The sequence below is a fragment of the Xanthomonas bromi genome, assembly GCF_900092025.1.
Lineage (GTDB): Bacteria > Pseudomonadota > Gammaproteobacteria > Xanthomonadales > Xanthomonadaceae > Xanthomonas > Xanthomonas bromi.
The window spans coordinates 1-25,627 of the sequence record NZ_FLTX01000030.1 but is presented as its reverse complement, the minus strand read 5'-3'; the positions used below and the strand labels follow the sequence as shown (position 1 = coordinate 25,627).

At 63.5% G+C, this 25,627-nt stretch carries 17 protein-coding genes and 1 pseudogene; 7 read left to right on the top strand and 11 right to left on the bottom strand.

The window, feature by feature from the left end:
- Positions 1-305 precede the first annotated feature (305 nt).
- Complete coding sequence (gene hppD, locus XBLMG947_RS09950) at positions 306-1,421, bottom strand: 4-hydroxyphenylpyruvate dioxygenase (protein ID WP_065468224.1); 1,116 nt, start codon at positions 1,419-1,421, stop codon at positions 306-308.
- Between the two features lie 121 nt (positions 1,422-1,542).
- Between hppD and XBLMG947_RS09945 the strand changes: the two genes are divergently transcribed.
- Entirely contained in the window at positions 1,543-2,031 is a 489-nt protein-coding gene (locus tag XBLMG947_RS09945) for a MarR family winged helix-turn-helix transcriptional regulator (protein WP_065468222.1), read from the top strand.
- Positions 2,032-2,430: 399 nt separating this feature from the next.
- Here the strand turns inward: XBLMG947_RS09945 and XBLMG947_RS09940 are convergent, their stop codons facing one another.
- The 3 genes from XBLMG947_RS09940 to XBLMG947_RS09930 all read right to left on the bottom strand — a co-directional run bounded on the left by XBLMG947_RS09940 (position 2,431) and on the right by XBLMG947_RS09930 (position 5,926).
- Positions 2,431-3,021 carry a thioredoxin family protein gene (locus XBLMG947_RS09940; protein ID WP_065468220.1) on the bottom strand — a complete coding sequence of 197 codons (591 nt, stop codon included), beginning with the start codon at positions 3,019-3,021 and terminating at the stop codon, positions 2,431-2,433.
- Positions 3,022-3,032: 11 nt separating this feature from the next.
- Positions 3,033-4,553 carry a peptide MFS transporter gene (locus XBLMG947_RS09935; protein WP_065468218.1) on the bottom strand — a complete coding sequence of 507 codons (1,521 nt, stop codon included), beginning with the start codon at positions 4,551-4,553 and terminating at the stop codon, positions 3,033-3,035.
- Positions 4,554-5,029: 476 nt separating this feature from the next.
- Positions 5,030-5,926 (bottom strand): tryptophan 2,3-dioxygenase, encoded by an 897-nt coding sequence (locus tag XBLMG947_RS09930; RefSeq protein WP_065468216.1) that lies wholly within the window; start codon positions 5,924-5,926, stop codon positions 5,030-5,032.
- 624 nt (positions 5,927-6,550) lie between these two features.
- Between XBLMG947_RS09930 and XBLMG947_RS09925 the strand changes: the two genes are divergently transcribed.
- The 6 genes from XBLMG947_RS09925 to XBLMG947_RS09900 all read left to right on the top strand — a co-directional run bounded on the left by XBLMG947_RS09925 (position 6,551) and on the right by XBLMG947_RS09900 (position 16,077).
- A complete protein-coding gene (locus XBLMG947_RS09925; RefSeq protein ID WP_065468214.1) occupies positions 6,551-10,150 on the top strand; it encodes a lamin tail domain-containing protein in 3,600 nt (1,199 codons plus the stop codon).
- Between the two features lie 176 nt (positions 10,151-10,326).
- The gene (gene pdhA, locus XBLMG947_RS09920; protein WP_065468212.1) at positions 10,327-11,415 is read left to right on the top strand and encodes a pyruvate dehydrogenase (acetyl-transferring) E1 component subunit alpha; all 1,089 of its coding nucleotides are present in this window, start codon (positions 10,327-10,329) and stop codon (positions 11,413-11,415) included.
- The gene (locus tag XBLMG947_RS09915; RefSeq protein ID WP_065468209.1) at positions 11,408-12,478 is read left to right on the top strand and encodes an alpha-ketoacid dehydrogenase subunit beta; all 1,071 of its coding nucleotides are present in this window, start codon (positions 11,408-11,410) and stop codon (positions 12,476-12,478) included. Before pdhA ends, XBLMG947_RS09915 begins: the two co-directional genes overlap by 8 nt.
- A 1-nt stretch (position 12,479) precedes the next feature.
- The gene (locus XBLMG947_RS09910) at positions 12,480-12,863 is read left to right on the top strand and encodes an SH3 domain-containing protein (protein WP_065468207.1); all 384 of its coding nucleotides are present in this window, start codon (positions 12,480-12,482) and stop codon (positions 12,861-12,863) included.
- On the top strand, positions 12,860-14,404 hold the full coding sequence (locus XBLMG947_RS09905; protein WP_065468205.1) for a dihydrolipoamide acetyltransferase family protein: 1,545 nt from the start codon (positions 12,860-12,862) through the stop codon (positions 14,402-14,404). Before XBLMG947_RS09910 ends, XBLMG947_RS09905 begins: the two co-directional genes overlap by 4 nt.
- A gap of 377 nt (positions 14,405-14,781) precedes the next feature.
- Positions 14,782-16,077, top strand: coding sequence for a DEAD/DEAH box helicase (locus XBLMG947_RS09900; protein ID WP_065468203.1), 1,296 nt, complete (start codon positions 14,782-14,784; stop codon positions 16,075-16,077).
- 301 nt (positions 16,078-16,378) lie between these two features.
- On the opposite strand, the gene XBLMG947_RS22605 is transcribed toward XBLMG947_RS09900, so the two are convergent.
- The 7 genes and pseudogenes from XBLMG947_RS22605 to XBLMG947_RS23370 all read right to left on the bottom strand — a co-directional run.
- Positions 16,379-16,714 carry a DUF6172 family protein gene (locus XBLMG947_RS22605; protein WP_065468201.1) on the bottom strand — a complete coding sequence of 112 codons (336 nt, stop codon included), beginning with the start codon at positions 16,712-16,714 and terminating at the stop codon, positions 16,379-16,381.
- A 259-nt stretch (positions 16,715-16,973) separates the two neighbouring features.
- A complete protein-coding gene (locus XBLMG947_RS09890) occupies positions 16,974-17,405 on the bottom strand; it encodes a VirK family protein (RefSeq protein WP_065468199.1) in 432 nt (143 codons plus the stop codon).
- A 234-nt stretch (positions 17,406-17,639) separates the two neighbouring features.
- Positions 17,640-19,049: an FAD/NAD(P)-binding protein gene (locus tag XBLMG947_RS09885; protein WP_065468196.1), complete on the bottom strand. Its 1,410-nt coding sequence runs from the start codon at positions 19,047-19,049 to the stop codon at positions 17,640-17,642.
- Between the two features lie 207 nt (positions 19,050-19,256).
- A pseudogene (locus tag XBLMG947_RS09880) lies at positions 19,257-19,703 on the bottom strand (integrase core domain-containing protein); the annotation flags it as partial.
- A gap of 3 nt (positions 19,704-19,706) precedes the next feature.
- Complete coding sequence (locus XBLMG947_RS22600; RefSeq protein ID WP_139074383.1) at positions 19,707-20,111, bottom strand: DUF4279 domain-containing protein; 405 nt, start codon at positions 20,109-20,111, stop codon at positions 19,707-19,709.
- An 8-nt stretch (positions 20,112-20,119) separates the two neighbouring features.
- Positions 20,120-25,381: an RHS repeat-associated core domain-containing protein gene (locus XBLMG947_RS21460; protein WP_245228148.1), complete on the bottom strand. Its 5,262-nt coding sequence runs from the start codon at positions 25,379-25,381 to the stop codon at positions 20,120-20,122.
- 29 nt (positions 25,382-25,410) lie between these two features.
- Positions 25,411-25,627, bottom strand: a 217-nt coding sequence (locus XBLMG947_RS23370; RefSeq protein WP_209437475.1) for a hypothetical protein, incomplete at its 5' end; no start/stop codon positions are given.

Here is a 25,627-nt window from a genome sequence, read left to right as displayed (position 1 = left end):
CTTTGAGCATGTGCGGCTTTACTGCTTTGATTAGTCAGATTGCCCTGGGATATGGCCGAACACCTCACGTCTTGCATCACAGCAGCGGCTGCATCACCTAACCGGCCCTAGAGGCACTCCACGCTTCGTAACACCCCGGCTGACCCGACCAGCAGCCAAACCGCAGTGCCCCAGGTCAATTCCGACTCACCAATCCCGGCCCTCAAAATCACACCACGCATGGCCTCAACGAAGCATCCGACAGTTAGCAACAGAGCCGCAGCGCCTGAAACCACTCCCGAATCACCAATCCCGAATCCCAGCCCTCAAAGCACCCCACGCTTGATCTGGTCGCGCTCAATGCTTTCGAACAACGCCTGGAAATTGCCTTCGCCAAAGCCTTCATTCCCCTTGCGCTGGATGATCTCGAAGAAGATCGGGCCGATGCAGTTGGTGGTGAAGATCTGCAGCAGTTTGCGTTGCTTGGTGTCCACGTCCGCATCGATCAGGATCTTGTTGCGGCGCAGGCGTTCGACGTCTTCGCCGTGCGCGGGGATGCGCAGGTCCACCACATCGAAATACGTGTCCGGCGTGTCGAGAAAGCTCACACCGGCGGCGCGCATCTTTTCCACGCTGGCATAGATGTCGTCGGTGAAGCAGGCGATGTGCTGGATGCCTTCGCCCTGGTAGGCGTCCAGATACTCGTTGATCTGGCTCTTTGGATCGGACGATTCGTTGAGCGGAATGCGCACGATGCCGTCCGGCGCCGTCATCGCCTTGGACACCAGCCCGGTCTTGGCGCCCTTGATGTCGAAGTAGCGGATCTCGCGGAAGTTGAACAGCCGCTCGTAGTAATCCGACCAGCGCTGCATGTTGCCGAAATACAGGTTGTGGGTGAGGTGGTCGATGAAGGTCAGCCCGAAGCCGGCCGGGTGCTGGCCGGCGCCTTCGATCGGCTCGAAATCGGCGTCATAAATGCTGCCCGCGTCGCCGTAGCGGTCCACCAGATACAGCATGCAGTCGCCGATGCCCTTGACCACCGGCGCCGGGACCGCGCGGGTGTCGGCCTTGTCCTGCACCGCTTCGCCGCCATTGCCCAGCACGGTCTGCAGCACGGTCTCGGCCGGGGTGCGGAAGCGGATCGCAAAGCCGCAGGCACACGGGCCGTGCGCAGCGGCGAAATCGGCAGCGAACGAATCGGGGTCTTCGTTGAGCAGGAAGTTGACCCCGCCCTGGCGATAGACAGTAATGGGACGGCTGCGGTGGCGCAGCACCGCGCTGAAGCCCATCTTGCGGAAGTAGGCGTGCAGTTGCTCGGCCTGGCCGGTCGGTGCGGCGAATTCGACGAACTCGAAGCCGTCGATGCCCATCGGATTGTCGAAGGTGGTGACCTGCATGCCTGGGTCGGGGCGGGCTACAGTAGTGTTCGGTTGTACGCTCATCGTCGTTTCTCCACGTTGGGGGCCCGCAGGGCTATGCGGAGTAGCAGAAGACCCGCGAGAATGCGCAGGCCACCCTCGGTTTGTAGTTGCAAATGAAACCAAAATCAAGACACAGTGCAACATGAGCGATCTCGACGCCCCCCATCCGCCGCAATATCCCGTGCTGCTCAACCTAGAGCAGTTCCTGCCGTATCGCCTGAGCGTGCTGTCCAACCGGATCAGCAGCAACATTGCCAAGGTATACGGCGATCGTTACGGCATGGCGATCCCAGAGTGGCGGGTGATCACGATTCTGGCGCTGTACCCCGGCTCTTCGGCAAGCGAGGTCTCCGACCGCACGGCGATGGACAAGGTCGCCGTCAGCCGTGCAGTGGCGCGCCTGCTGGAGCGCGGCTTCATCCGCCGCGAGACCCACGGCGACGACCGCCGCCGCTCGATGCTGGCGCTGTCGCCGGCCGGGCGTCAGGTGTATGAGACCGTCGCGCCGCTGGTCAACGAGATGGAACAACGGCTGATGTCGGTGTTCAGCGCGGAAGAACAGCAGATCCTGGAAAAGCTGATCGACCGGCTGGCCAAAGACGGGCTGCCGCGGATGGCCAGCAAGGACTGAGCAGCGCCGCGTTGAGGAGCTAAGGCGTGGTGCCTTGGCGCCGCACAGGAGTTGATCCCGTTGCGGCCGGGTGCTGGCGGGCGACGCTGGCGCAGCCCTGGCGCCGGTGCTGGACGTGCGGCGCTACGTCTGGCGCGGCTCCTGCAGATAGCGCGCGGAACGTTCGGTCGTTGCTCTTCGCTGATTCGCAAGCCGCGCATGTCCGCAGGACGAGTCGTGCCGTGGTGCGCTGCGGTCGCCAACGATGCGGCTTCTTTTAACGCAGAAGGCAGCGTGCGTCGAAGACGCGCCGCGTGCGCGCCAGCCGATGTGCCTTGGCACGCTGCAAAACAAAACCCCCGCGCAAAACAAGAACCCCCGCAGCAGTGCGGGGTTCCTGTACGACGTCGCCGCAGCATGTCAGGCCTGCGGCGGCGCCCACTGTTTGAGGAAATCGAACAGCTTCTTGCGGTCGAAGCCCTCGCCCTTGCGCAACTCCGGACCAGACTGGGTGGTCAGCAGCTTGCCGTCGTTGTCCAGCACCAGCAGCGACGGGAAGTCGTTGAGCTGGGCGAACGCCGACAGGAAGGCCGCGTTCTCGTTGGCCGCATCGCGGTTGACCTTGACCACCACGAAGTGCGCGTCGCGGAAGCTGCGCAGCTCGGCGTCGCCGCCCATCAGCTCGTCCAGCGCCTTGCACGGCTCGCAGGCGGCATTGCCGACATTGAGCACGATGCGCTTGCCGCCGCGCTTGGCCTCGACCTTGGCCGTCTCCAGATCGGCGGCCGGATCGCGCGAGGGGTCGTACTGCGCGTTGAGCGCGGCGGCCGCGGCGATATCCGCTGCGGTCGGCGTATTGCCCGAAGACACCGGTTGGGTGGGGTCGGCGCTCGGCGGCTTCTGTATCGACGTATCCAACGGCCGTGGCGCTTCCTGCTGGCTGCTGGTCTGCCCACAGGCGCTCAACAGACCCGTCAGCAACAGACCACAGACAAGGGGTTTGATCGGCATCGCTGTTCTCCTCACTTCACACCATGCATCAGCTTGTTAACCAATGGGGCAATCACCAGCAGCAAAACACCCGCGGCGATCAACGACCAGAAGCCAAAAGTGTAGCCTTTCAATGCAGACGCCACGGTCATGCCGGTCTCGCCGCTTACCGCTGAAGCGAAGATGCCCGAGAGATTGTTGCCAATCGCGGTCGACAAGAACCAGCCTCCCATGGCCAAACCGACCACTTTGGCCGGCGCAAGTTTAGTTGTCATCGACAAGCCGATCGGCGACAAGCACAGTTCGCCGACGGTCTGGATGACATAGACCATGAACAACGTCCAGAAGGGAATCTTGCCAGCATCGTCGACCAGAGCCGACAAGGCGTACATCAGCAGTGCAAAGGCCAGACCGTTGAAGATCAGACCCAAGCCGAACTTGCGAGGGATGGACGGGTTGGCCGACTTCAGCGCGACCCACAGCCAGACGAATACCGGGCCAAGCACCAGAATTGCCAACGTATTGACCGATTGGAACCAACCCACCGGGAACATCCAGCCGCCAAGGTCGCGCTCGACGATGTTCTGGGCAAGGAAATTGAACGAGCTGCCCGCTTGCTCAAAGAACATAAAGAACATGACGTTGAACACGAAGACGATCAGCATGGCGACGGCGCGATCGCGTTGTACCTTGCCTTCACGGATGCCTTCGAACAGGATCAGTCCGCATAGGGCAAGGAACAGGATGGTCAATATCCAACCAAGGATGCTGGCATCGATCAGCAGCAGCCCATAGGCGACCGGAATGGCAACAATCGTGCCCACCAGGACCGCCAGCGTTCGGCCCGTGCCTTCTCCACCAACCGGCGGCAAACCGACCGGTCCCAGTTGGCGACGCCCCAGCCAGAACCAGACCAGACTGATCAACATGCCTACGCCGGAGGCGATGAACACGTACTTGTAAGCCGGCATCGCTTCAGTGCCGAACAACTTGTCGGCAAGCAGGCCGGTCAGGATCGGCGCAACAAAGCCGCCCGCATTGATGCCCATGTAGAAAATCGTGAATCCTGAATCCCGGCGCGGGTCGTTCAGTGGATACAGTTTACCGACCATGGTCGAGACATTCGGCTTGAACAGGCCGTTGCCGGCGATGATCGTCGCCAAGCCGATCTTGAACACCTGGTCGTTGGGTACCGCGATCAGGAACAGACCAACCGACATGACCACTGCACCGATCAACAGTGAGCGTTGGTAGCCGATCAATCGATCCGCGACGAAGCCCCCAAACAATGCCGAGGCGTAGACCAGCGCCAAATAGGCGCCGTAGAGCCGGTTGGCCGGCGCCTCGCCGACACCAGACCCCTGGTAGAACTCAGCCACGATATAGAGCGTCAGCGCCCAGCGAATGCCGTAGAACGCGAAGCGTTCCCAGAATTCGGTCATGAACAGCAACCACAGCGGCCGGGGGTGGCCGAGCAACGTGGGGAACTCGGGAGGCGCCGGCGGCTGCGGCGGTGTGGAAGCGGATGTCGGCGCGGCAGCGTCAACGCTCATAGAGGTCCCTTGCGTATTCAGTAATGGCTGGGGCACCAGGGCGAACCCCGGGGCGACGCGCGAGGATCACTTAGACGTCATGTACGCGTCAAATTCGCCGGAGTCGGCGACCTGATGACGGTAGACGGGAAGAATGTCTGCACCGCCTCCCTTCTCCCGTCGGGAGAAGGTGCCCGAAGGGCGGATGAGGGTGCGAAGTCGCGGGGCGGTGCCGATCGCCCTCTCCCAGCATGGGCACGGTGGCTGGTCACTGGGATGACGCCCGTACCCTCACCCCAACCCCTCTCCCGCAGGGAGAGGCGCTTGAGCGCACGGCTGCGCCGGTGCGCTGCAGCTCCTTGAGGTGTTAGCTCCTTGAGGTGTTAGCTCCTTGCAGTGCCTGCTTCTTGCGTTCCTGATGTCTTGTCTTTGCTGGTTTCGCCTGACCAAGCTACCTGCCCTAGCCAGTCCGGCCCAACTTCGTCGCGGTGCGTTGCTCAGCTATCCGCCGTACCGACATTGCCCTGCGCTGGACGATTTTCCACGCCCACCGACGTCCGCACGTCGAACAGTTCCGGAAAAAATGTCAGAGCCAACGCTTGCTGCAGAAAGCCGACGCCGCTGGAGCCGCCGGTACCGCGCTTGAAGCCGATCACCCGCATCACCGTGCGCATGTGGCGGAAGCGCCACAGCTGGAACTGGGTTTCCACATCCACCAGGTCCTCGCACAGGGCGTACTCGCGCCAGTAACGGTCGGTGTTTTCGTAGATACGCTCGAACACCGGCCGCAGGGTGTCGTCGGCCACGTGTGCGGCGGTCCAGTCGCGGGCCTGGTATTGCTGCGGAATCGCATGCCCGAAGCGGGCCAGATAGCGCAGGAATTCCTCGTACAGGCTGGGCGCTTCCAGCACCTCGCGCAGCCGCGCCTGGCCGGGGGGGTCGTAGGCGAACACCTGCAGCACCTGCGGGTTCTTGTTGCCGAGCAGAAACTCGATGTAGCGGTACTGCAACGACTGAAAGCCCGACGAAGGCCCCAGCACATCGCGAAACCCCATGTACTCGCTGGGCGTGAGCGTTTCCAGCACCGACCACTGTTCGGTCAACTGGCGCAGCACCTGCTTGCTGCGCGCCAGCACCTTGCGGCATTGCCAGACCTCATCGCGTTGCAGATGCACGATGGCCGCGCGCAATTCGTGCGCCAGCAGCTTCAGCCACAGCTCGGAGGTCTGGTGCTGGATGATGAACAACATCTCATCGTGATGCGCCGGCTCGGACAAGGGCTGTTGCGCGGACAACAACTGATCCAGACGCAGATAGCCGCCGTAGGTCAGCCGCCCCTCAAGATCGGTGTGGATGCCGGGTTCCAGGTCACGCAGGTTCTTGTCGACGGGCATGGCGGAGCGCTGAAGATCGGGCCACGCAGGGTAGCGCGCTGGCGGCGGCTTGGCAGCCGCCGCGGAATGGGGGAATGGCGGAGGGCGGTGATGGTCGTGGCGGATTGAAGTTGCCGGTTGGATGCGCCTGGAATCTGGAAGTCATTCCTGCGTGGGCGTCGATCTGGACAGGCGGGCACGGATGTCGCACCGGGTGGCTGGTCTCGCCGGGATGGCAGGGAACGTCCGCTGATCGATGGCGGGCGGGCGCGGCAGGTTCGGGGGGTTGCGGGCGTTGTTGCGCCCGGTTCGGAATCGCTTCGGGTTTAGCCGCCTGTTGGCCGCCTGCTCGTTTACTCGCTGCCGTGGGGTCGGCAGGTGCTGGGACGGCGGGCGCTGCCTTCGATCGCCTGCAGAGTCGCCGGCCCGTCGGGGTGCCGCACCAGGGCCATGAGCCGCCGCCCAACTCCTTCACCCCTGAACCACCTGGTGTGCCGCCGGCGCAGTCGCAGCCGGTGCGTCGCTGTCACCGTATCGTCAACCTAGGTCTGCAAATTCATGCAGAATCGAACGGCGCTGCCGGCCAGGGACGTGGCCGGACCAGGGGAGCGCTTCACGTCTCAAGGATCAGGGGACTCTCATCTCATGCATGTGTTGCAGCGTCGTGCAGCCGTCTTTTTGTGTGCGCTGGCCATTGCCGGCCACGCCAATGCCCAGGTCGTCATCAGCCAGGTCTACGGCGGTGGCGGCAATAGCGGCGCCACCCTCCGCAGCGATTTCATCGAGCTGCACAACATCGGTAGCGCCACGGTCAATCTCGACGGCTGGTCGGTGCAGTACGCCTCGGCCGCCGGCAGCAGCTGGCAGGTCACTCCGTTGGCGGGCAGCGTGCCGGCCGGCGGTTATTACCTGATCAAGCAGGCCGATGGCAGCGGCGGCAGCGTTGCGCTGCCCACACCGGACGCCACCGGCACCCTGGCCCTGAGCGGCACCGCCGGCAAGGTGGCGCTGCGCAATAGCGCCTCCGCGTTAAGCGGCACCTGCCCCACCGGCAACGCCGATCTGGTCGGCTACGGCAGCAATGCCAGTTGCGCCGAAGGCAATGGGCCCACGCCGGCTCCCAGCAACACGTTGTCGGTCCTGCGCGCAGGCGATGGCTGCACCGATACCGACAACAACGCGGCCGATTTCGTCCCCGGCACGCCGACCCCGCGCAACAGCGCCAGCGCCGCGCGCCTGTGCAGCGGCGGCGGCCAGCCAGTCGCCACGCTGGCCGATGTCAGCCAGGCCGAAGGCAACAGCGGCAGCCGCAGCATCGTGTTCACGCTGAGCCTGAGCCAGCCGGCCGGTGCGGGCGGCGTGAGTTTCACCGCCACCACCGTCGATGGCACCGCCACCGCCGGCAGCGACTATGTCGCCCTGCCCGCCACCAGCCTGCGCATTGCCGCAGGCGAGCGCACGGCCACCATCGCGGTGGATGTGCTGGGCGACACCGTCTCCGAGCCGGACGAGCGCTTCAGCTTGCAGATCAGCGGCCTCACCGGCGCGCTGCCGGCAACGCTCAGTGCCACCGGCACCCTTCTCAACGATGACTTCAATCTGCTGCCGATCCATGCCATCCAGGGCAAGGGCGCCCGCTCGCCGCTGGAGGGCCAGGTGGTTGCCACCTCGGGCATCGTGACGGCGCGCCGCAGCGCCGGGTTCTTCCTGCAGGCCCCGGATACCGAAGCCGACGCCGACCCGTCCTCCTCCGAGGGCGTCTATGTCTATACCGGCAGCGCACCGCCGGACGCCGCCGCCATCGGCAACCGGGTGCGCGTGCAGGGCACGGTGATCGAATACGTGCCCACCGCCGACCTGACCCAGCCACCGCTGACCGAGATCGGCGGCAGCGTCACCGTGCTGGCCGATTCCACCGGCAACCCGCTGCCTGCGCCGGTGATGTTGCGCCCGGACTTCCCCAACCCCAACGGTGCCTTCGATCAGCTCGAAGCGCTGGAAGGCATGCGCGTGGCCGCCGCCAGCCTCACCGTCAATACACCCACCGGCGGCAGCGTCAACGAGACCAACGCCACGGCGACCAGCAATGGCGTGTCCCATGCCGTGGTCACCGGCGTGCCGCGCGCCTATCGCGAACCCGGCGTGCAGTTGCCGGACCCCCTGCCGGCCGGTTCGCCTGCCGGCGTGCCGCGCTGGAATACCAACCCGGAAGTGATTGCGGTCGGCAGTGCCGGCGTCGGCGCCGAGCGGTTGGATCTGGCTTCCGGCTGCCTGGTGCTCAACGTGGTCGGCCCGCTGGACTACAGCTTCCGCCGCTACACGCTGTATCCGGAACGCACCCCGCAAGTGGCCTGCAACGGTGCCGATCAACCACGCCCCGCACCGATGCCGCAGGCAGACGATGTGGCCGTGGCCACCTACAACATGGAACGGTTCTTCGACGACCAGAACGACCCGGCGATCGGCGAACCGGTACTCACCCCGGCCGCGTTCCAGGCCCGCCTCAACAAGGCCTCGCTGGCGATCCGCAACTACCTGCATACGCCCGACGTGCTGGGCACGGTGGAAGTGGAAAACCTGAGCGTGCTGCAGACCCTGGCCGCGCGCGTCAATGCCGATGCGGTGGCCGCTGGACAGCAGGATCCCAGGTACGTGGCGTATCTGCAGGAAGGTAATGACGTTGGCGGCATCGACGTCGGCTTCCTGATCAAGACCGCCGAGGTTGCCGGTGGCGTGCCGCGCGTGGAAGTGCTTTCCATTGCGCAGGAAGGCAAGACCACCACCTGGACCGAGCCGGCCGGTGGTGTCAGCCTGCTCAACGAGCGCCCGCCGCTGGTACTCACTGCCAACGTGCACCAGGCCGATGGCCGCACGCTGCCGCTGACCGCCATCGTGGTGCATCAACGCTCGCTCAACGGCGCCGAAACCGACGATGCCGCCGGCACCCGCATCCGCGCCAAACGCCAGGCCCAGGCCGAGTATCTGGCGCGCCTGCTGCAGACGCGTCAGCAATTGAACCCTGACGAAAACGTGCTGGTGATGGGCGACGTCAACGCCTTCGAGTTCAACGACGGCTATGTGGATGCCATGGGCACCGTCACCGGCAAACCGGCGCCGGATGCGCAGACCGTGGTGGGCGGCGATGGCGCCGATCTGGTCGACCCGGATTACACCGACCTGACCTGGTTCAACACGCCCGACCAGAGCTACTCGTACGCCTTCGACGGCAACGTGCAGTCGCTGGATCACATCCTGGCCAACGACGCGCTGATGCGCGCGCCGCAGATCGCCTCGCTCTCGGTCGGCCATGCACGCATCAATGCCGATTTCCCCGGCACCGCGCGCAACGACGCCAATACACCCACGCGCTTGTCCGATCACGACCCCACCGTGGTGCTGTTGCGCATGACCAAGCAGGTCAATGCCGACCTGGGCGTGGTGGTCACGGCTGCACGTGCGCAAGTCACGGAAGGCGAGCGCATCGACTACACGGTAGATGTGGAAAACCGTGGGCCGGATCGGGCACCGTTCACAGCACTGGCGCTGGTGTTCGACCTGCCGGTGCGGGCACGTATCACGGCTCCGACGGGTTGGATTTGCCAGAACCAGACCAACGCCACGCAGACCACGTTCACCTGCAATCTGCCAGCGCTGAACCCCGGCGCCAAGCAAAGCTTTACGGTGCACCTCGATGCCAGCCCGGAACTGGCTGGACGCACCTTGATGCTGGCTGGCTCGGTCGCCTCGCAATCGCCCGATCCGCAACCCAACAACAACACCGACACCGACACCGACACCGCAACGGTCAAGGTACAAGCACGTCCGCAACCCCGTAGCGACCTGGCGGTGCGCTTGGATGGACCGACCAGCCTGCCGACCACCGCCTTCAATGCCACCTACCGCGTGCTGCTGGACAACGTCGGCGCCGCACCGGCGCAACGCACCAGCCTGGTGATCGAAGGCAATACGGTGTCGGCGTTGTCGCAGCTGGTGCCACCGCAAGGCTGGCGTTGCGACAAGCAGACGCAGTCGCTGCGAAGTGCCCGCGTCGTATGCAGCACCACCGCCGTGGTACTGCCCGGTACGCAGGCAGCGTTCCAGCTGACCGTGGCGGCCAGGCCCATCCCGGCCGAAGGCGCGGTGCGGGTGCAGGCGACGGCCACCTCCAGCTCGCCCGATGCCAATCCGGCCGACAACATTGCGCTGATCGTCACCCCGATTGGCGGAGGTGACGGGCGTCGCTGATCGCAGTGCAACACGTCGCAGTTCTCAACTGCGACAAAGGGCGTGGCGTAGTCCACGCCCTTCTTTTGTGCAAGCCAGCATGATCGTGTGCTGCGGTGCAGGACGGCGTTTTGCTTCGCCGTCCTTAACATGACAACTCATATCGTTTGAAACTTCTTGATGAAGGTGTCGTCGCAATGAGCCTAGCCGCGCAGTTCCAGATCGACTATCTGCAGTACATGGACGCGGACGGCCACTGGGTCCGCGACGACCTTCCCGCCGACGCCGCCAACCCGCAACAGCTGCTCGCCCTGTTCAAGCGCATGTTGTTCGTACGCACCTTCGACACCAAGTCGGTGGCCCTGCAGCGCACCGGCAAGCTGGGCACTTATGCTGCCTGCATCGGCCACGAGGCCACGCATGTGGGCATCGGTGCATCGATGCGCAGCGGCGATGTGTTCGCACCCAGCTACCGCGAGTACGGCACCATGTTCGAACGCGGCGTGCGCCCACGCGATGTGCTGCTGTACTGGGGCGGCGACGAGCGCGGCAGCGACTATCCGCGCGACGCCGATGCGGCGATCGACTTCCCGATCTGCGTGCCGATCTCCACCCAGTGCCTGCATGCCGCCGGCTCGGCGCTGTCGTTCAAGCTGCAGCGCAAACAGCAGGTGGCCGTGGCCTGCTGCGGCGACGGTGGCAGCTCCAAGACCGACTTCTACGCCGCGCTCAATTCGGCCGGCGCCTACAAGCTGCCGCTGATCCTGTGCGTGATCAACAACGGCTGGGCGATCTCGGTGCCGCGCTCGGCGCAGACCGGCGCGCAGACGCTCGCGCAGAAGGGCTTGGCCGGCGGCCTGCATTGCCTGCAGGTGGACGGCAACGACCTGGTCGCCGTGCTAGAAGCGATGCGTCAGGCACGCGTGCGTGCGCTGGCCGGCGATGGCGGCACGGTGATCGAGTTCCTGACCTATCGCCTGTCCGACCACACCACCGCCGACGATGCGCGGCGTTATCGCGGCGAAGAAGAGGTCAAGCAGGGCTGGGCGCGCGAACCGTTGCTGCGCCTGCGCCGCTATCTCACTGCGCAAGGCCTGTGGGACGAGGCGCAGGAAGATGCCTGGAAGGCCGCCTGCAGCGCGCGCGTGGACGACGAGGTCAACGCCTATCTCAACACGCCGGTGCAGCCGGTCGAAGCGATGTTCGATTACCTCTACGGCGACCCGCCGGCCGAGTTGCTGGCGCAGCGCGCCGAAGTGATGGCATTGGAGGCGCGTCATGGATGAGCTCAAGCATGTGCACGCCGACACGTCGCAGCACGCCGGTGCCCCTTACAACGCTGCGGCAACGCGCGGAGAGATCGCCATGAGTTCGCCCATCACCCTGATCGAAGCCATCACCCAGGCATTGGCCTGGGAGCTGGAACACGACCCCGCGGTGCTGGTGCTGGGCGAAGACGTGGGCGTCAACGGCGGCGTGTTCCGCGCCACCGCCGGCCTGCAGCAGCGCTTCGGCAGCGAGCGCGTGCTCGACACGCCGCTGGACGAAACCACCATCGCCGGCCTGAGCGTCGGCCTGGCCGCGCAAGGCATGAAACCAGTCGCCGAAGCGCAGTTCGACGGCTTCGTGTATCCGATGGTCGACCACCTGATCTGCCACGCCGCACGCCTGCGCAACCGCACCCGTGGCCGCCTGCATTGCCCGATGGTGCTGCGGGTGCCGTGGGGCGGCGGCATCCGCGCACCGGAACATCACAGCGAAGCCAACGAAGCCATCTTCACCAACGTGCCTGGCCTGCGCGTAGTGCTGCCGTCCTCGCCGCAACGCGCGTACGGCCTGTTGCTGGCCGCGATCCGCGACCCGGACCCGGTGATCTACATGGAGCCCAAGCGCATCTATCGCCAGTACAAGGAAGTGGTCGCCAACGATGGGCAAGCGCTGCCGCTGGATGTGTGTTTCGTGCTGCGCGACGGCACCGATGTCACCCTGGTCACCTGGGGCGCGCAGGTCAAAGAAGCGCTGGAAGCGGCCGACAAACTCGCCGGCGAAGGCATCAGCGCCGAAGTCATCGACGTGGCCACGCTGCGCCCGCTGGACTTCGACACCATTGCCGAATCGGTTGCGAAGACCGGCCGCTGCGTGATCGTGCAAGAGGCACCGCGCAGTGCCGGCTTCGGTGCAGAGATCGCCGCGCAGCTGGCGGAAAAATCCATGTACGACCTGCTTGCGCCGGTCGAACGCGTCACCGGTTACGACACGCATATCCCGCTGTTCCGACTGGAAATGAAGTACCTGCCGAGCGTGGAGCGCATCGTGACCGCGGCACGTCGCGCCGTGGCTGCCGGCTGACATGCGCGCCCGTCTGCTCTGCGCGCACCGCGCCGCCTACGCCAACCCGGTCCGCTTCCAGGCAGGCCAACAGGTCAGTGTGGGCGTGCGCGACGAAGAATGGCCGGCGTTTGCCTGGGTCACCACCGACGGTGGCCGTGCCGGCTGGGCGCCGCTGGCCTGGCTGCGCCCGCCGGGCGACGGCCGGGCCGAAGCCCTGCGCGATTACGACGCACGCGAACTCGATGCCCAGGCAGGCGAGGACGTGTTGCTGCATCACGAACACGGGGGCTGGTGGTGGTCCGAGCGCGCCGATGGCGCGCAGGGCTGGCTGCCGGCGGCCGACCTGGAACTCCTCGAAGACACCCTGCCGCCATTGCCGGCGGCACAAGAGAATCTGCCATGAGCGAAAGCAAGACGTTTCATCTGCCCGACCTGGGCGAAGGCCTGCCCGACGCCACCATCGTCGAGTGGTTCGTCAAGGAAGGCGACAACGTGCGCCTGGACGAGCCGCTGGTGTCGATGGAAACCGCCAAGGCGGTGGTCGACGTGCCTTCGCCGTTCTCCGGCACGGTGGTCAAGCTGGCCGGCGCTGCCGGCGATGTAGTGGTGACCGGCGCCATGCTGGCGCAGTTCGCGCTGGATGCCTCGCAGCCGCAGCGTGCCGATGGGCAGGATACCGGCCATGCGCACGGCCCAGCGCCGACCCACTCCCCCACACCGAGCACCGGCGACAGCGCCGCCGGGCACACCGCGCGCGTGGTCGCCTCCGATAACGGCGGCGAGATTGCCGATGCCGATTCCGATGCTGGCCAGAGCGCTGGCGAGCGCGACGACGCCGGCACCGTGGTCGGCGCCATGCAGAGCTCCAACGCCGTGCAGAGCGAACAGGCCATCGCCGTCGGCGGCGTGCGCGCCATGCCGGTGGTGCGCGCGCTGGCGCGCAAGCTGCGTGTGGACCTGGCGCAGGTGCGTGCCACCGGCCCGGAGGACACGGTGACATTGGCAGACGTGAAACAGGCTGCAGCGGCAGGCACCGCGCGGCCCTCACCCGGCGCGCAGGGCGCGCCGACCTCTCCCGCAAGCGGGAGAGGTGGTCTGCTCGGTGACGGAGGACGAGGTGGTCCGCTCGGTGAAGGTAGGAAAGCCGATGGAATCGCTGCCGACGGCAGAGATCGACCGGCAACGACGACCCTTCTCCCGCCTGCGGGAGAAGGTGCCCGCAGGGCGGATGAGGGCAGCACGGCCCGCTCGCCGCTCTCGGCCAGCGGCAAGCCGATGCGCACGCAATCGCCCAGCATGGTCGTCAAGGGCCAACCCGAGCAACTCAAGGGCGTGCGCCGCAACATGGCGCGCGTGATGGCAGACGCACATACCAAGGTGGTGCCGACCACGCTCAACGACGATGCCGATCTGCACGCCTGGCAGCCCGGTAACGATGTCACCGTGCGCCTGGTGCGCGGCATCGTGCGCGCCTGCCAGGCGGTGCCAGCACTCAATGCCTGGTTCGACGGCGACGCACTCAGCCGCACGCTGCACCACCAGATCGATATCGGCATTGCCGTGGATACCGAAGAAGGCCTGTTCGTGCCGGCGTTGCGCAATGCCGACATGCTGGACGCGCACGGCATTCGCGAAGGCGTCAACCGGCTGCGCCAGCAGGTGGAAAACCGCAGCATCGCCGCGTCCGAACTCAGCGGCTACACCATCTCGCTGTCCAACTTCGGCATGTTCGCCGGCCGCTATGCCACGCCGGTGGTGGTACCGCCGTGCGTGGCCATCGTGGCGGCCGGCCGCGCGCGCTACCAGCTGACCCCGGTGATGGGCGGCGTGGAAACCCACAAGGTGATGCCGCTGTCGCTGACCTTCGATCACCGCGCCGCCACCGGTGGAGAAGCCGCGCGCTTCCTGCGTGCCTTGCTGGACGATCTGGCGTTGGCCAACTAAGCGCAGCTCACACGACCGCTCGCTCACCGCCAGCTGAGCATGGCCGGCGTTGCGATTTCCATCCGCACACGACCAAGTTGGCAGGTGCGATGTCCTTAGCGCTTGCGGGACCGTGTGGCGGCATGGATGCCGCCACCGAGCCTCCAGCGACGGATGTACGGCGTGTCCCGCAAGCGGTGAGGGCATCGCGCCCTCGACCAATTCGGCTTGGGAACATCCAGACAGTGCTGAAGCTCAAGATCCGGCCGTCCTGAAAAATGATCGAACGGTGCAGATGCATCGACTTTTAGGAGCGGATGATCCACCCATTTGCGCGACAGCAACCACGCATAACGCACCACCGACCATTGCAGCGCAAATGCCTGGATAATCGGCGCATGTCATTTTCCGATCTCTCGCTGTCGCCGCAGCTGCAGCCGTTCTTCGCTACCGCGCTGGCCAAGGCCGGCGTGCGCACACCCACACCGATTCAGCAGCAGGCGATCCCTTCGATGCTGGCCGGACGCGATCTGATCGCGATGGCGCAGACCGGCTCGGGCAAGACCCTGGCCTATGCGCTGCCATTGCTGCAGCAACGCTGCCTGGCACCCGAGGCTGTCCCACGCGTGCTGGGTGCGCTGGTATTGGTGCCTACGCGTGAACTCGCCGCGCAGGTGGACGACACGCTGCGCCAGCTGAGCGCGCATCTGCCGCGTCGTCTGAAGACGGTGGTTGCCACTGGCGGCGGTTCGATCAATCCGCAATTGCTGGCGTTGCGCGGCGGTGCCGACATCGTGGTGGGCACGCCCGGCCGGTTGCTGGATCTGGTCGAGCACAACGCGCTGCGCCTGAGCGAGGTGGCCACGCTGGTGCTGGACGAAGCCGACCGCCTGCTCGAGCTGGGCTTTGGCGCCGAGCTCGATCGCATCCTGGCCTTGCTGCCGGCGCAGCGGCAAAGCGTGCTGGTCTCGGCCACCTTTCCGCCCGCCATCGCATCGCTGGCCAAGCGTCGCCTGCGCGAGCCACTGCGCATCACCATCCAAGCCACGCCCGAACAGGCACCTGCAATCGCGCAACGCGCCATCGCGGTGGATGCCGGCCAGCGCACACAGCTGCTGCGCCATCTGCTGCAGGAACACGCCTGGCCGCAGCTGCTGGTGTTCGTCGCCAGCCGTCACACGGCCGACAAGGTGGCTGAAAAACTGAGTAAAACCGGCATCGAAGCGTTACCGCTGCACGGCGAATTGAGCCAGGGCCGCCGCGAACGCACGCTGCGGGCCTTCAAGCAGGCAGACGTGCAGGTGCTGGTGGCCACCGATCTGGCCGGGCGCGGCATCGACATCGCCGCCTTGCCGGCGGTGCTCAACTACGATCTGCCCCGCTCCACCGTCGACTACACCCACCGCATCGGCCGCACCGCACGCGCCGGTGCCAGCGGCGTGGCGATCAGCTTCGTCACCGCCGACAGCGCCCAGCAGTGGCGGCTGATCGAAAAACGCCAGGGCCTGCGCGTGCCGACCAGTGTGATCGAAGGCTTCGAGCCGACCCCGACCGACGTACCTGCCGACAACGCGTCGGGCGTGGAGGTGCGCGCACCGGATGACCACGGCGGCATCAAGGGCAAGCGGCCGAGCAAGAAGGACAAGTTACGCGCCGCAGCGCAGGCGCAATCGCAGCCCGGCAAGCCCGGCTGAGAGCGGCCGACGCTTCGTCACAAACAGTCATCAGATAGATCTCCACAGCCCGCTCGAACCGCTACGTCCGGGCGACAAGCGCCGTCCATCGCAGCAGCGGACTTCGCACGTGGTGGCGTCATCGTCCATCTGGCCCACGAGCGCGCGCGCTACTGTCGGCGCCTTGCCGCGCTGGTGCGACCCGTGCTGGTTGGCACCGGCAAGACAAGACGCAGCGTCCGTCCAATGCGACGCAGGCAACAGCATTCTCGGAGCGCGTCTTCCCGCATCGGCGTGCCCTCAACGGGATGACGACGAAATCTCAGTCCTGCTCGAAATCCAGCTCGCCATCACCGAACGCGTGATCGTTCTCAGCCCGTGGCACGCGCTTGCCCGGTTTGCGCAGGATTTCGACGAAGAACTGGTCGCCACCCTCGGCTGTGAGCGTGTTGATCGAACGAATCAGCTCGGCCGGCGGCAGCGCCGCCGCGCTGGCCTCATCCACACCGAAGCGCATATCGAAGTCCCAGTAGTCCGCGCCGTCCGGCAGGTCCTTGCGACGCTCGCGGCGGATGTACTTGCGGATATCGTTCTTACTGGATTCCAGCAGACGATCGCGGTTCTTGCCTTCGAGGTTGAGCTGGTAGGTCTTGCGCATGGCGACATCGGTTGTGGGAACTGGCCGCCTATTGTGAGGCCAAGGCGGCATCAAGGGGCACTCTGCCGCTGCCGGCCGTCTCGCACGGTCGTGCGAGTGCCATGCTGCGGCCGCATTCCAGCCCCCGCCCCGTTTATCGCCCTACCTGAGCCAAGGTGTCCGACCTCAGCAAGCCGTGCGGCTCATACAGACGTCCGCGCGGCTTTTCGAGGGCTGCGACGCCGTGCATGGGAGAGCATCGCAGAACACTCGGTACGGCTTAATCGGCGTGGAAACGTACGCCTTCATTGATCTTGCATTGATACGCCAGCACCGGCCCACGTTGCTGCAGGCCCGGCAAGTCGTACATGTAGGTGGTGAAGCGAAGGCTTTCATCCGGGCGCAGTTGGTAACGCATGAACTGCTGGATCGGCTTGCCGTCGTTGGCCACGGTGAAATGCGCATCGGAAAAAGCCACGGTGCCGTCGGCGGTAATGCGATAGGCATCGATATGGCGACCGCCGCGGGTCTGGGTGACCGGCGTGCCTTCTTCGGGCGTGCAACGTGCCAGGTCGGTGCTCACACTGACGTCGTAGCCGGCGTCCAGGGCAGCGAGAACTTCGGCGCGGTTATTCAGCGATTCGGCGGCCAGGGCGGGCAGCGCACACGCGCAAAGCGTGGCAAACATCACGGTAGGGACAAGACGTGGCATGGCGGACTCCAGGCAGATGAAGGGATGCACAGCCTGAGCTTTTGAGCGCCCAGGACCGCAAACATGGCCCAGTTCGCGCGGCATCGGCAGGCTGCGCTACGCATTACGCGGCATGATTGCGCTGCCTGGCGGACGCCGTGCACAGATCCGGAGATTGGCTGCCACCGAGCGCAGCATTCCAGATGGAACACAGGCAAGCACTTCCTCCACCGCAGTGTCATCGAACACCCGCATCTACAACCGCGCAGTGACCTTGCGCGGCACCGGCTCCGGCGTCGGCTGTAACGCCGGAGTCGCGCCCGGCAACAGCCGGTCGGCCAGCGCGCGCGTGGCTACACGCAACTCGGGCACCGCAGTGATTTCCCAATAGCGCCCCCGCAGTAACGGACCCACGCAATACAGCCCCGGCACGATCTGCCCGGCGCCATCGCGCACGCGCAGTTGCGCATCGGTGTCCACCCCCAGGCCCAACGGATCGGCGCGCAACAGACCGGCTTCGCGCATGCCGGCGATCAAGGGGTCGCTGGTGCGGTCGATGTCGGTATCCAACCCCGTCGCGCGGATCACGGCATCGTAGTGACCGGTCTGCGCGTCGGCAGCACCGCGCTGGCGGATCACCGCTTCCACGCCATCGGGCACCCAACGCGCGCGCAACAAGCGCGCAGACACGATCTGCAACTGGCCCGACGCCTGCAAGTGCGCAAGCTGTTCGGCGGCACCGGGCGCGACGCGATGGCGCGCCACTTCCCAGTACGGGCGCAGGTGGCGCAGGAAGCGCGCGCGCTGCGCCAGCTCCAGGTGCTGCCACAGCGGCTGCAGATGCGGGCGCAGCGCATCCACCACGCGACGCCAATCATCCACCACCGCGCTGAGCTGCCGCACTCCGCGCAGCAGGCTGCGCAGATCGGCATCCTTGAGTGCACGCTGCAGATGCGGCGGCAATTCCAGTGGCGCGCCGGGCTGGCGCAGATGCGCCTGCGGTGGCAGCCCGCGCCGCGAAATCGCCAACAAGCGGCCGCGATGACCACGCGTCTGCAGGGTCAGCGCCACGTCCACCATGGTCAATCCGGTGCCGACGATCAGCACATCGTCGTCCGGCGCCAACCGTGCCAATGCATCGCCCTGCCACGGCCAGCCGATGTAGCGCGGATGCACGCTCAGGCGTGGGCCGATACCCGCCAGCGCCTGCGGTTGCAGCGCGCCCACCGCCAGCACCACCCGATCGCTCTGGAAGGCATCGCCGTTGGCCAGGAAGACGCGAAATCCCTTGCGCACCCGCTCCACCGCCACCGCTTCCTGCGACAGCCGCATGATCGACGCCTGCGCGCCACTCACCGCCGCATCCAGCTCGCTGCGCAGATAATCGCCATACGCCAGCCGCGGCAGGAACTCCAGCCGCCCGCTGTCGCCCAGATGCAGGGTGTCGGCGAAGGCGCCGGGCGCCTGCGCGTCGATGCCCAGATCCTTGGCCCGCACGTTGAGCAGATGCTCCGGCCGCGCTGCGCCGTAGGCGATCCCACTGCCGAAGGTCTCGGCGACGCCGACCAGCGTGATGCGGACCTGCGCATCGGCCGTCTGCGCCAGCGCCCGGACCAGCGCGGTGCCGCAGAAGCCGGCGCCGATGACAGTGATATGGGTTTCCATGTGCAAATCCCGCTGGATGACCCGCACGTTGTGCCCGCAGCGCGCCGCCGGTGTGTAAACGTTTGGTTAGCGGCGAGCGACCCAGAAAGCATGAGCTGATCGCTGGCGGCGATGAGGCTTGTGGCGCAAGCAACGGCTGCTGCAGATGGCAGCGATATGACAGCGATCGCCACTGCATCTGGTGGCGCTGCGCCGGTCTTAGAACGCCTATTTCATGCGTTGCTGCGCAATCGACGCCCCCCATCCTGAGTAACAGTCGGGTTTAGAGTCCGGGGTGATGATATCGCTGTTGGCCTGGTGCTGGGCATAGGCAGCTGGTGTCATGCCACCGATTGCTTTTTTAAGTCGATCCTCGTTGTACTCGCGACGCCACCGTTCGATGTCGGTGCGCGCATCCAGAAGTGTTGGGAGCCAGTGTTCGTTGAGGCACTCGTCGCGCAGTCGGCCATTGAACGATTCGACGTAGGCGTTCTGGTTTGACTTGCCCGGTTGGATCAGCCGCAACTGCACGCCACGACCATGCGTCCAGGTCACCATGGCCTTGCCGCAAAACTCCTTACCGTTGTCGGTGCGGATCACCTTCGGCAGACCGCGACTGTGCGCCAGTCGGTCCAGCACGCGCAACACGCCGTGGCCGGAGATGGCGCGCTCAACCGGTCAGATGTAAAATTCTACCGACAAGTCAATTCCGAGATCTGCCAACGCACCCATGTCTACGTATTTTAAGATAAATCCAGATGATGACTCTACAAAGACTCCGACAAATAGATCCAACCTCCCCCCTTCACGCCTAACTTGACTGAAGTAATCCCGTTTTTCTTTCAATAATGGCAAAGCCGAGTTTAAGCCATCGACAAAGCATCCGCAGACCTTTTCCGCAATGGAAAATGTGCAATAGCTCTGTTTATAAAATCCATCCAGCTCATTGCCGTTTGGATTTTTTCTACGGTCACCAACACTCTGCAAAAAATTAGATTTCAAACCAACTTCATCTACAATTGTGCTACTTGACGATGTTGGGTGCCATATACGCAGCGAAATTTTATAACTATCCTCAGTCATCATTCACCTCAAGGGAGATACGGCCAGTAGGGACCATGATTTTCACCGACTCCGCCGGGACCGCCAGTCCACACGTCCCCATTTGGCGCGATACCTGTCCAAGTCTTTGGACCTGCCCCCACGCCTTCTTTAATTCCGTGAAGACCATCTTTATCAAATCCAAATTTACCTTTAGCTTTATCAATGGGTAAAGTTCCAGTCGGGCAGTTTTTGGGCTTTTGTTCAGAATCCTCTTTTGCCTGCCATAGATCCTCAAGCTGATTCGCCAAATCCTTATTAGCTTCTTGCCCGGCGGGAGTAGCGTTGTAGGCACTCCATGCAAGCAAGCCGGCAAGCATTGCCTCGCAGCCGCCTCCGGCACATAAGAATGGTATTGCTAACCACGCTATCGTCCCGTTCGGATCTACGTACGAAATTGGATTTCCGCCCACGTATGCGTAGCTATTGTTTCCGCCAGCCAACCCAATAGGATCCTCACTAATAAAACGCCCCCACTGTGGGCGATAATAACGCGCGCGATAATGGTAAAGCCCGCTGATATCACGCTCTCGTCCGGTGTACTGATAGGGATTAGTGTAAGCCGCGCTGCTTTGAGTGGTCGTGCCATACGGATCATACTCATACCGCTGTACTGCACTACCCGCCGCATTCGTCAGCAAGCGCGTGCTACCCAGCTGGTCGGTCAGGAAGTATGTCCTGCCACCCGTGTCGTCGCGCGCATAGCGCTGGTCGATGCCAAGCCCGGTCAGGATCGGGTTGATGGTGGTGCCTTGTGTCTCCTGCACCGTGTCCAGACCGTCGTACAAGTATTGGGTGCTCGTGCCAGCTTCAGTTTTAGCCGTCCGCCGTCCCAATGCGTCATAGCTGAAGCTGGCGATCGTCGCGCCACCCTGCTGGATTTCTTTCAGCCGGTCACGATCATCCCACACGTAGTTGCGGCTGCCGTCCGAGAGCAAATTGCCGCTTTCGTCGTAGCTCAATGCCACATTGTTGGCACTGGTCTGCCGATTGTTGTCGTCGAAGGTGTTCCCGCTGCTGGCAGCAGGAAGTGCCTGTGGCGCGTGTGTGCCGGTCTGGGCAACCAATTGGCCAACCGTGTTGTAGCCGTAGCCAAGGCTGCCTAGCGCTGGCTGCCCGGCCTTGCCCCAGGCCATGCCGGTAACCTGGTCGGCATTGTTGTAGGTGTAGACCGTCTGCACCTGGTTAGGCAGCGTTTGCGTGGTGAGGCGGTTGGCATTGTCGTAGGCGAAGATTACTTTCTCGGCGCCTTGGGTGATGTCCTTGAGGCGGTCCGCGTCGTCGTAGCCGTAGAAAACCTCAGCCTGAGTGCCAGCCTGCATCTTCCTGCGGCGACCCGCCGCGTCGTAGCCGTACGTAACCGTCCCTTGCGGGCTATTGGCTTCAGCGACCTGATCGAAGTTGTCATAGTCCCAGCCCAGCGTCCCGGACAAACTGTCTATCAGCGCCACCATGCGATTCCCCGCGTCGTAGCTTGCGGTCAGGCTGCCGCCCATGCTGGGGAAGGTCGTCGTGGTCGGGCGACCCAAGGTGTCGTAGGAGTAGGTGGTGACACGCTTGCGGCGATCTGTGTAGGTCTTTACACGGTCCATCTTGTCGTAGGTCCAGCGCTCCACCTGGCCTAGCGCATCCGTACGAGTGACGCGACGGTCGCGTTCGTCGTAGGTATAAGTAACGCCGTTGCCGTGCGGCAACAGGATTGCGGCCACGTTACCGTTGGCGTCGAAACCCGTCTGCACGGTATTCCCCAACGGATCGATGGACTTCACTGCCCGACCCAGTCCGTCGTACTCCATCCGCGAGAGGTTGCCCTGCACGTCCTGGGCGGCAATCATCCGCCCAAGCACGTCATAGCGGAAGTGCACATTGCGACCTAGAGGATCACTAATCTGAGTCAGGTCTTCGCCGGTCCAGATGAAGTTAGTGGTGTGATTCAAGGCATCAGTCAAAGTAAGACGTTGCCCTGCGGCATTACAGGTTGCTTTGGTCACCTTGCCCAGGGGATTGGTAACAGATGTCAAACAACGACTGGTGTAACCAAAAGTCGTCTTGTGATTCAGCGGGTCAGTGATTGATTCAAGATCGCCATCAGCGTTATAGGTCAGAGTTATAGCACGCGCCTCAGTCGTCCCCGCCATCATCTTGATCTGCGTCTTACGACCGCTACCGTCGTAGGAATATTCAGTGCGCCGCCCGAGCGGATCGATTTGGGCCGTTATCTGCCCGCCGGTACCGCGTTCGTAGGTAATGGTCTGAGCGAGGTTTGTCCCATAGGCGGCAGTGTCGGTCTTCGGATAAAGGGTTGCTGGATCAAATGTCACACGTCGTTTGCTACCGTCAGGCTTGGTAATCAATCTGCCGAGCGTGCTTCCTTCGACATGGGCATAGTCGATGGTCAACACGCCGCCATCTGCCTGCGTCTGCTTGACTACACGTCCGGTCAATAGCCCAAAATCTTCCTCAAACTCGTTCCATAGCACGCGCTGATTCTTGCCATCAAATATTCCCTGCAAGCGCACTTGAGCGGGAATCATCAAGGTTTTTTCACGCACTTTATAGGTGAAGCTGCGCGTAGTCCCATCAGGGCGAGTGACCCTGCTGAGATATCCGTCAGAGTTGTATGCATAGGACCAACTGCTTCCCAATGGGTCCTTGACGCTGCTGATCCTATTGCTGCTGTCGTAGGTGATCGCGAGATAGCGGCCATTCGCCGATACGATGCGCGAGACCAAACCGGCATCATAAACATAGTCAACCCGATTACCGAACCGATCAGTCGTCCACTCGAGCTGATTTGGAGAGTATTGGTTGAAGTACATTTTGCTGCCGTCACGCAAGACGAGCAGGTAGCCATGCCCCGATGAAGTGCCCTGCGTAATAGTGGAACCTGCGTAGCCTGAAAGGGAACTCGCTTGCGCCCATTGGCCGGTTAGTCCACTTCCGGAGATGCGACTGAAAATTATGGGTGCACCACTCGGAAGCACCAAGTGCAGCTGACTGTAATCGCCAGTCGGCGAGTACAACGTGTAACGAAAACCCGCAGCGGTACCGATACCGAAGTCGCGCTTTAGGACTTCGCGTGGCCTGTAAAATCGAGTAATCGAGATAGGTGAAAGGCCACCAACAATGGCGTCTGTCTCTTCATAGGAAAACTCACCCGTATAGAGATCGATTGGATCGCCTGCGGTAGCACCCGCGCCACCGGCATCGCAGTTACAGCCGTCGCTGACCGGTGGCTTGTCAGGCTCAGGAGGCGGGTTATTGGTATCGACGCTGTAACTTGCGCCCATCGCCTGATACAGGCCGACACCAGCCTCTGGCGCGATACGTGTGCCGTCGGAAGTTACACGCCCCTTGCCATACACCCGCCAACCCTCGGCTGGCTCATAGATCCAGAAGTTGGCTTGCGTGCCTGTGGGCAATTTGTCGTAGTTGGGGTATAGCACCTTGACACCCTGCGCGGCTTGCGGCGTCAAGCCCTGGATCAGCGCGCCACCTGGCTCAAGCGTGAAGTACATCGGATAGTTGGCGGGTACCGGAAACGGAGCCCGATTGACGGGCGTGGGGACGATCGCCAACTCATTCACCAAATTACCCTTGCGATCGCGAATCACGGTACCGGCCGGGATATGGATCTGCAGACCGGGGATGTCCGGATGGGTGACCACCACGTCCCGCTTCAATGGCGAGGCAATGCTTGTCTTATCGCGTGCACTGATCTGGGGCACGTACATGGTGTAAGGCAACCGGGTAAGCTCACCTGCCCTGAGATCTACGCCCACAACGAACTGACCATACTCCCGCCCGGCGACGTTGGCGGCCGTGCCATCGACGTAGAGCTCTTGCCGCCCTGTGGAGATACCCGTGAGCACAAACCGCCCTGTTGGGTCCGTGCGTGTCTTGCTCAACCCGCTGCTGATCTCCACGCCTGCAAGCGGCCGGCCATTGACCAGCAAAACTTGACCGCTGACGCTGGTTAGCCCACGGGCCATGGCAGCGACTTCAAGAGCACTAACCGGCAACGCTTCAGGTTGCGCACCCTGGACACGCCAACGCGAATCGGTATTGTCCTGGCCTGGCTGCCAGGCGCCCTCAATCAATGAGGACGACTTCTTACAGGGAGACGGATGGTCAGTGCCACATCCCAACAAAGCCGAGTTTTTCGGGGTGTTTGCAGTATTGTTGCCAGCGTCTTTGGCGGTCGCGGCTGTTGCATCGGCAGCACCTTCAAGCGCACGGGTCTTGAACTCAACGACAGATAGCGGCAAACCTTTGCCATCCAGACCGTGCAGTCCCTGCGTCAGCACCGTGTAGCTCGTGTCCGGAAAGAGTGTGGTCTTGGGCTGGATGAAAACGAGCCGGCCGCCTTCCGCTGTAGATACGCGCGTATCCACCAGTCCCCCTGGCCCCATCAGCGATACCGTCGTGTCTTTGACATCCGCGCCTCGCACCGGTCGCGTAAAACGCAGTGCGATACGAGTACCGGGATCGGCCTGGGCTTCCATGGTTGCTGGAAGCGATGCAGCCAGCGCTGTATCTGCAGAAGCTGTCCAGCGAGATCGAGCTGTAACAAACGTTTGAGTCACTGGATCGAACAACAGATCGGTACGTGCACCGGCACTTGCTCCTGTCCCTCCAGACAGGCGTACCTGGCCATCGGCCTGCAGGATAGCGACCTGGCTAGTCCTGGCAGGCATGGCCAAGTTCACCACACGCTGGGTCTGAGGATTCCAGAGTTGAGCTTGACCCGGATTCCCTAGACCGCCCGCCAGCAGCAACTGACCATCTGTCAACACCGTCGCACTATGGTGCGCACGTGGACTCACACCTGCCAGTGCAATAGGCTGCAACCTATCTTGCTCGGGATCGATCAAATATCCGCCAGCACGCAGTGCGCCTTGTGCGCTCGCACCGCCCCAGATCAGCACCTGTCCATCGGCTAGCCGCGTCAGACTGGCGCCTATGCGTTGCTCAGGAAGCGTCCAGGAGCGAACTCGCAGTTGCTTGGCCTGTGTCGTCAAGACTATGGAGGTACCAGACGCTTCCAGACGTAGCGTCTGGTCGCCGCTAAGCGAAATCCGTTGAGCTACTGATGCATAGCCTGTCGCAGATGCATTCGCATTTGTCGCGGGAGTGCTCGCCAAGTTCGGTGACTGAGCCCAACTGGCCGAGCCAGTGCTCGATAAAGCAGCAAGCATGCCCAGGCTGGTGCTCCAGAGCCAATGCTTCAGTGTCTTGTTGCCAGCTTCCATTTCGGCATCCTTGGAATCGCGTAGTACAGTCATTTCGATGAGGTGAGCGTCAGCTGCGTGCTGAGCATCTCGCCGTAGTACGGGTCCACATATATCGTGTAAGTACCCGTGGCAGGCATGCTAGACAGATTCAGTGTTGCTGCCGATGTCGCGCTGACGGAATTAAAAGCCGAACCGTCCGGCTGATACACCGTGTAATAGACCGTCCGACCCGATGGCACCGTCGTCTGTCCGGCCACTTGCAAC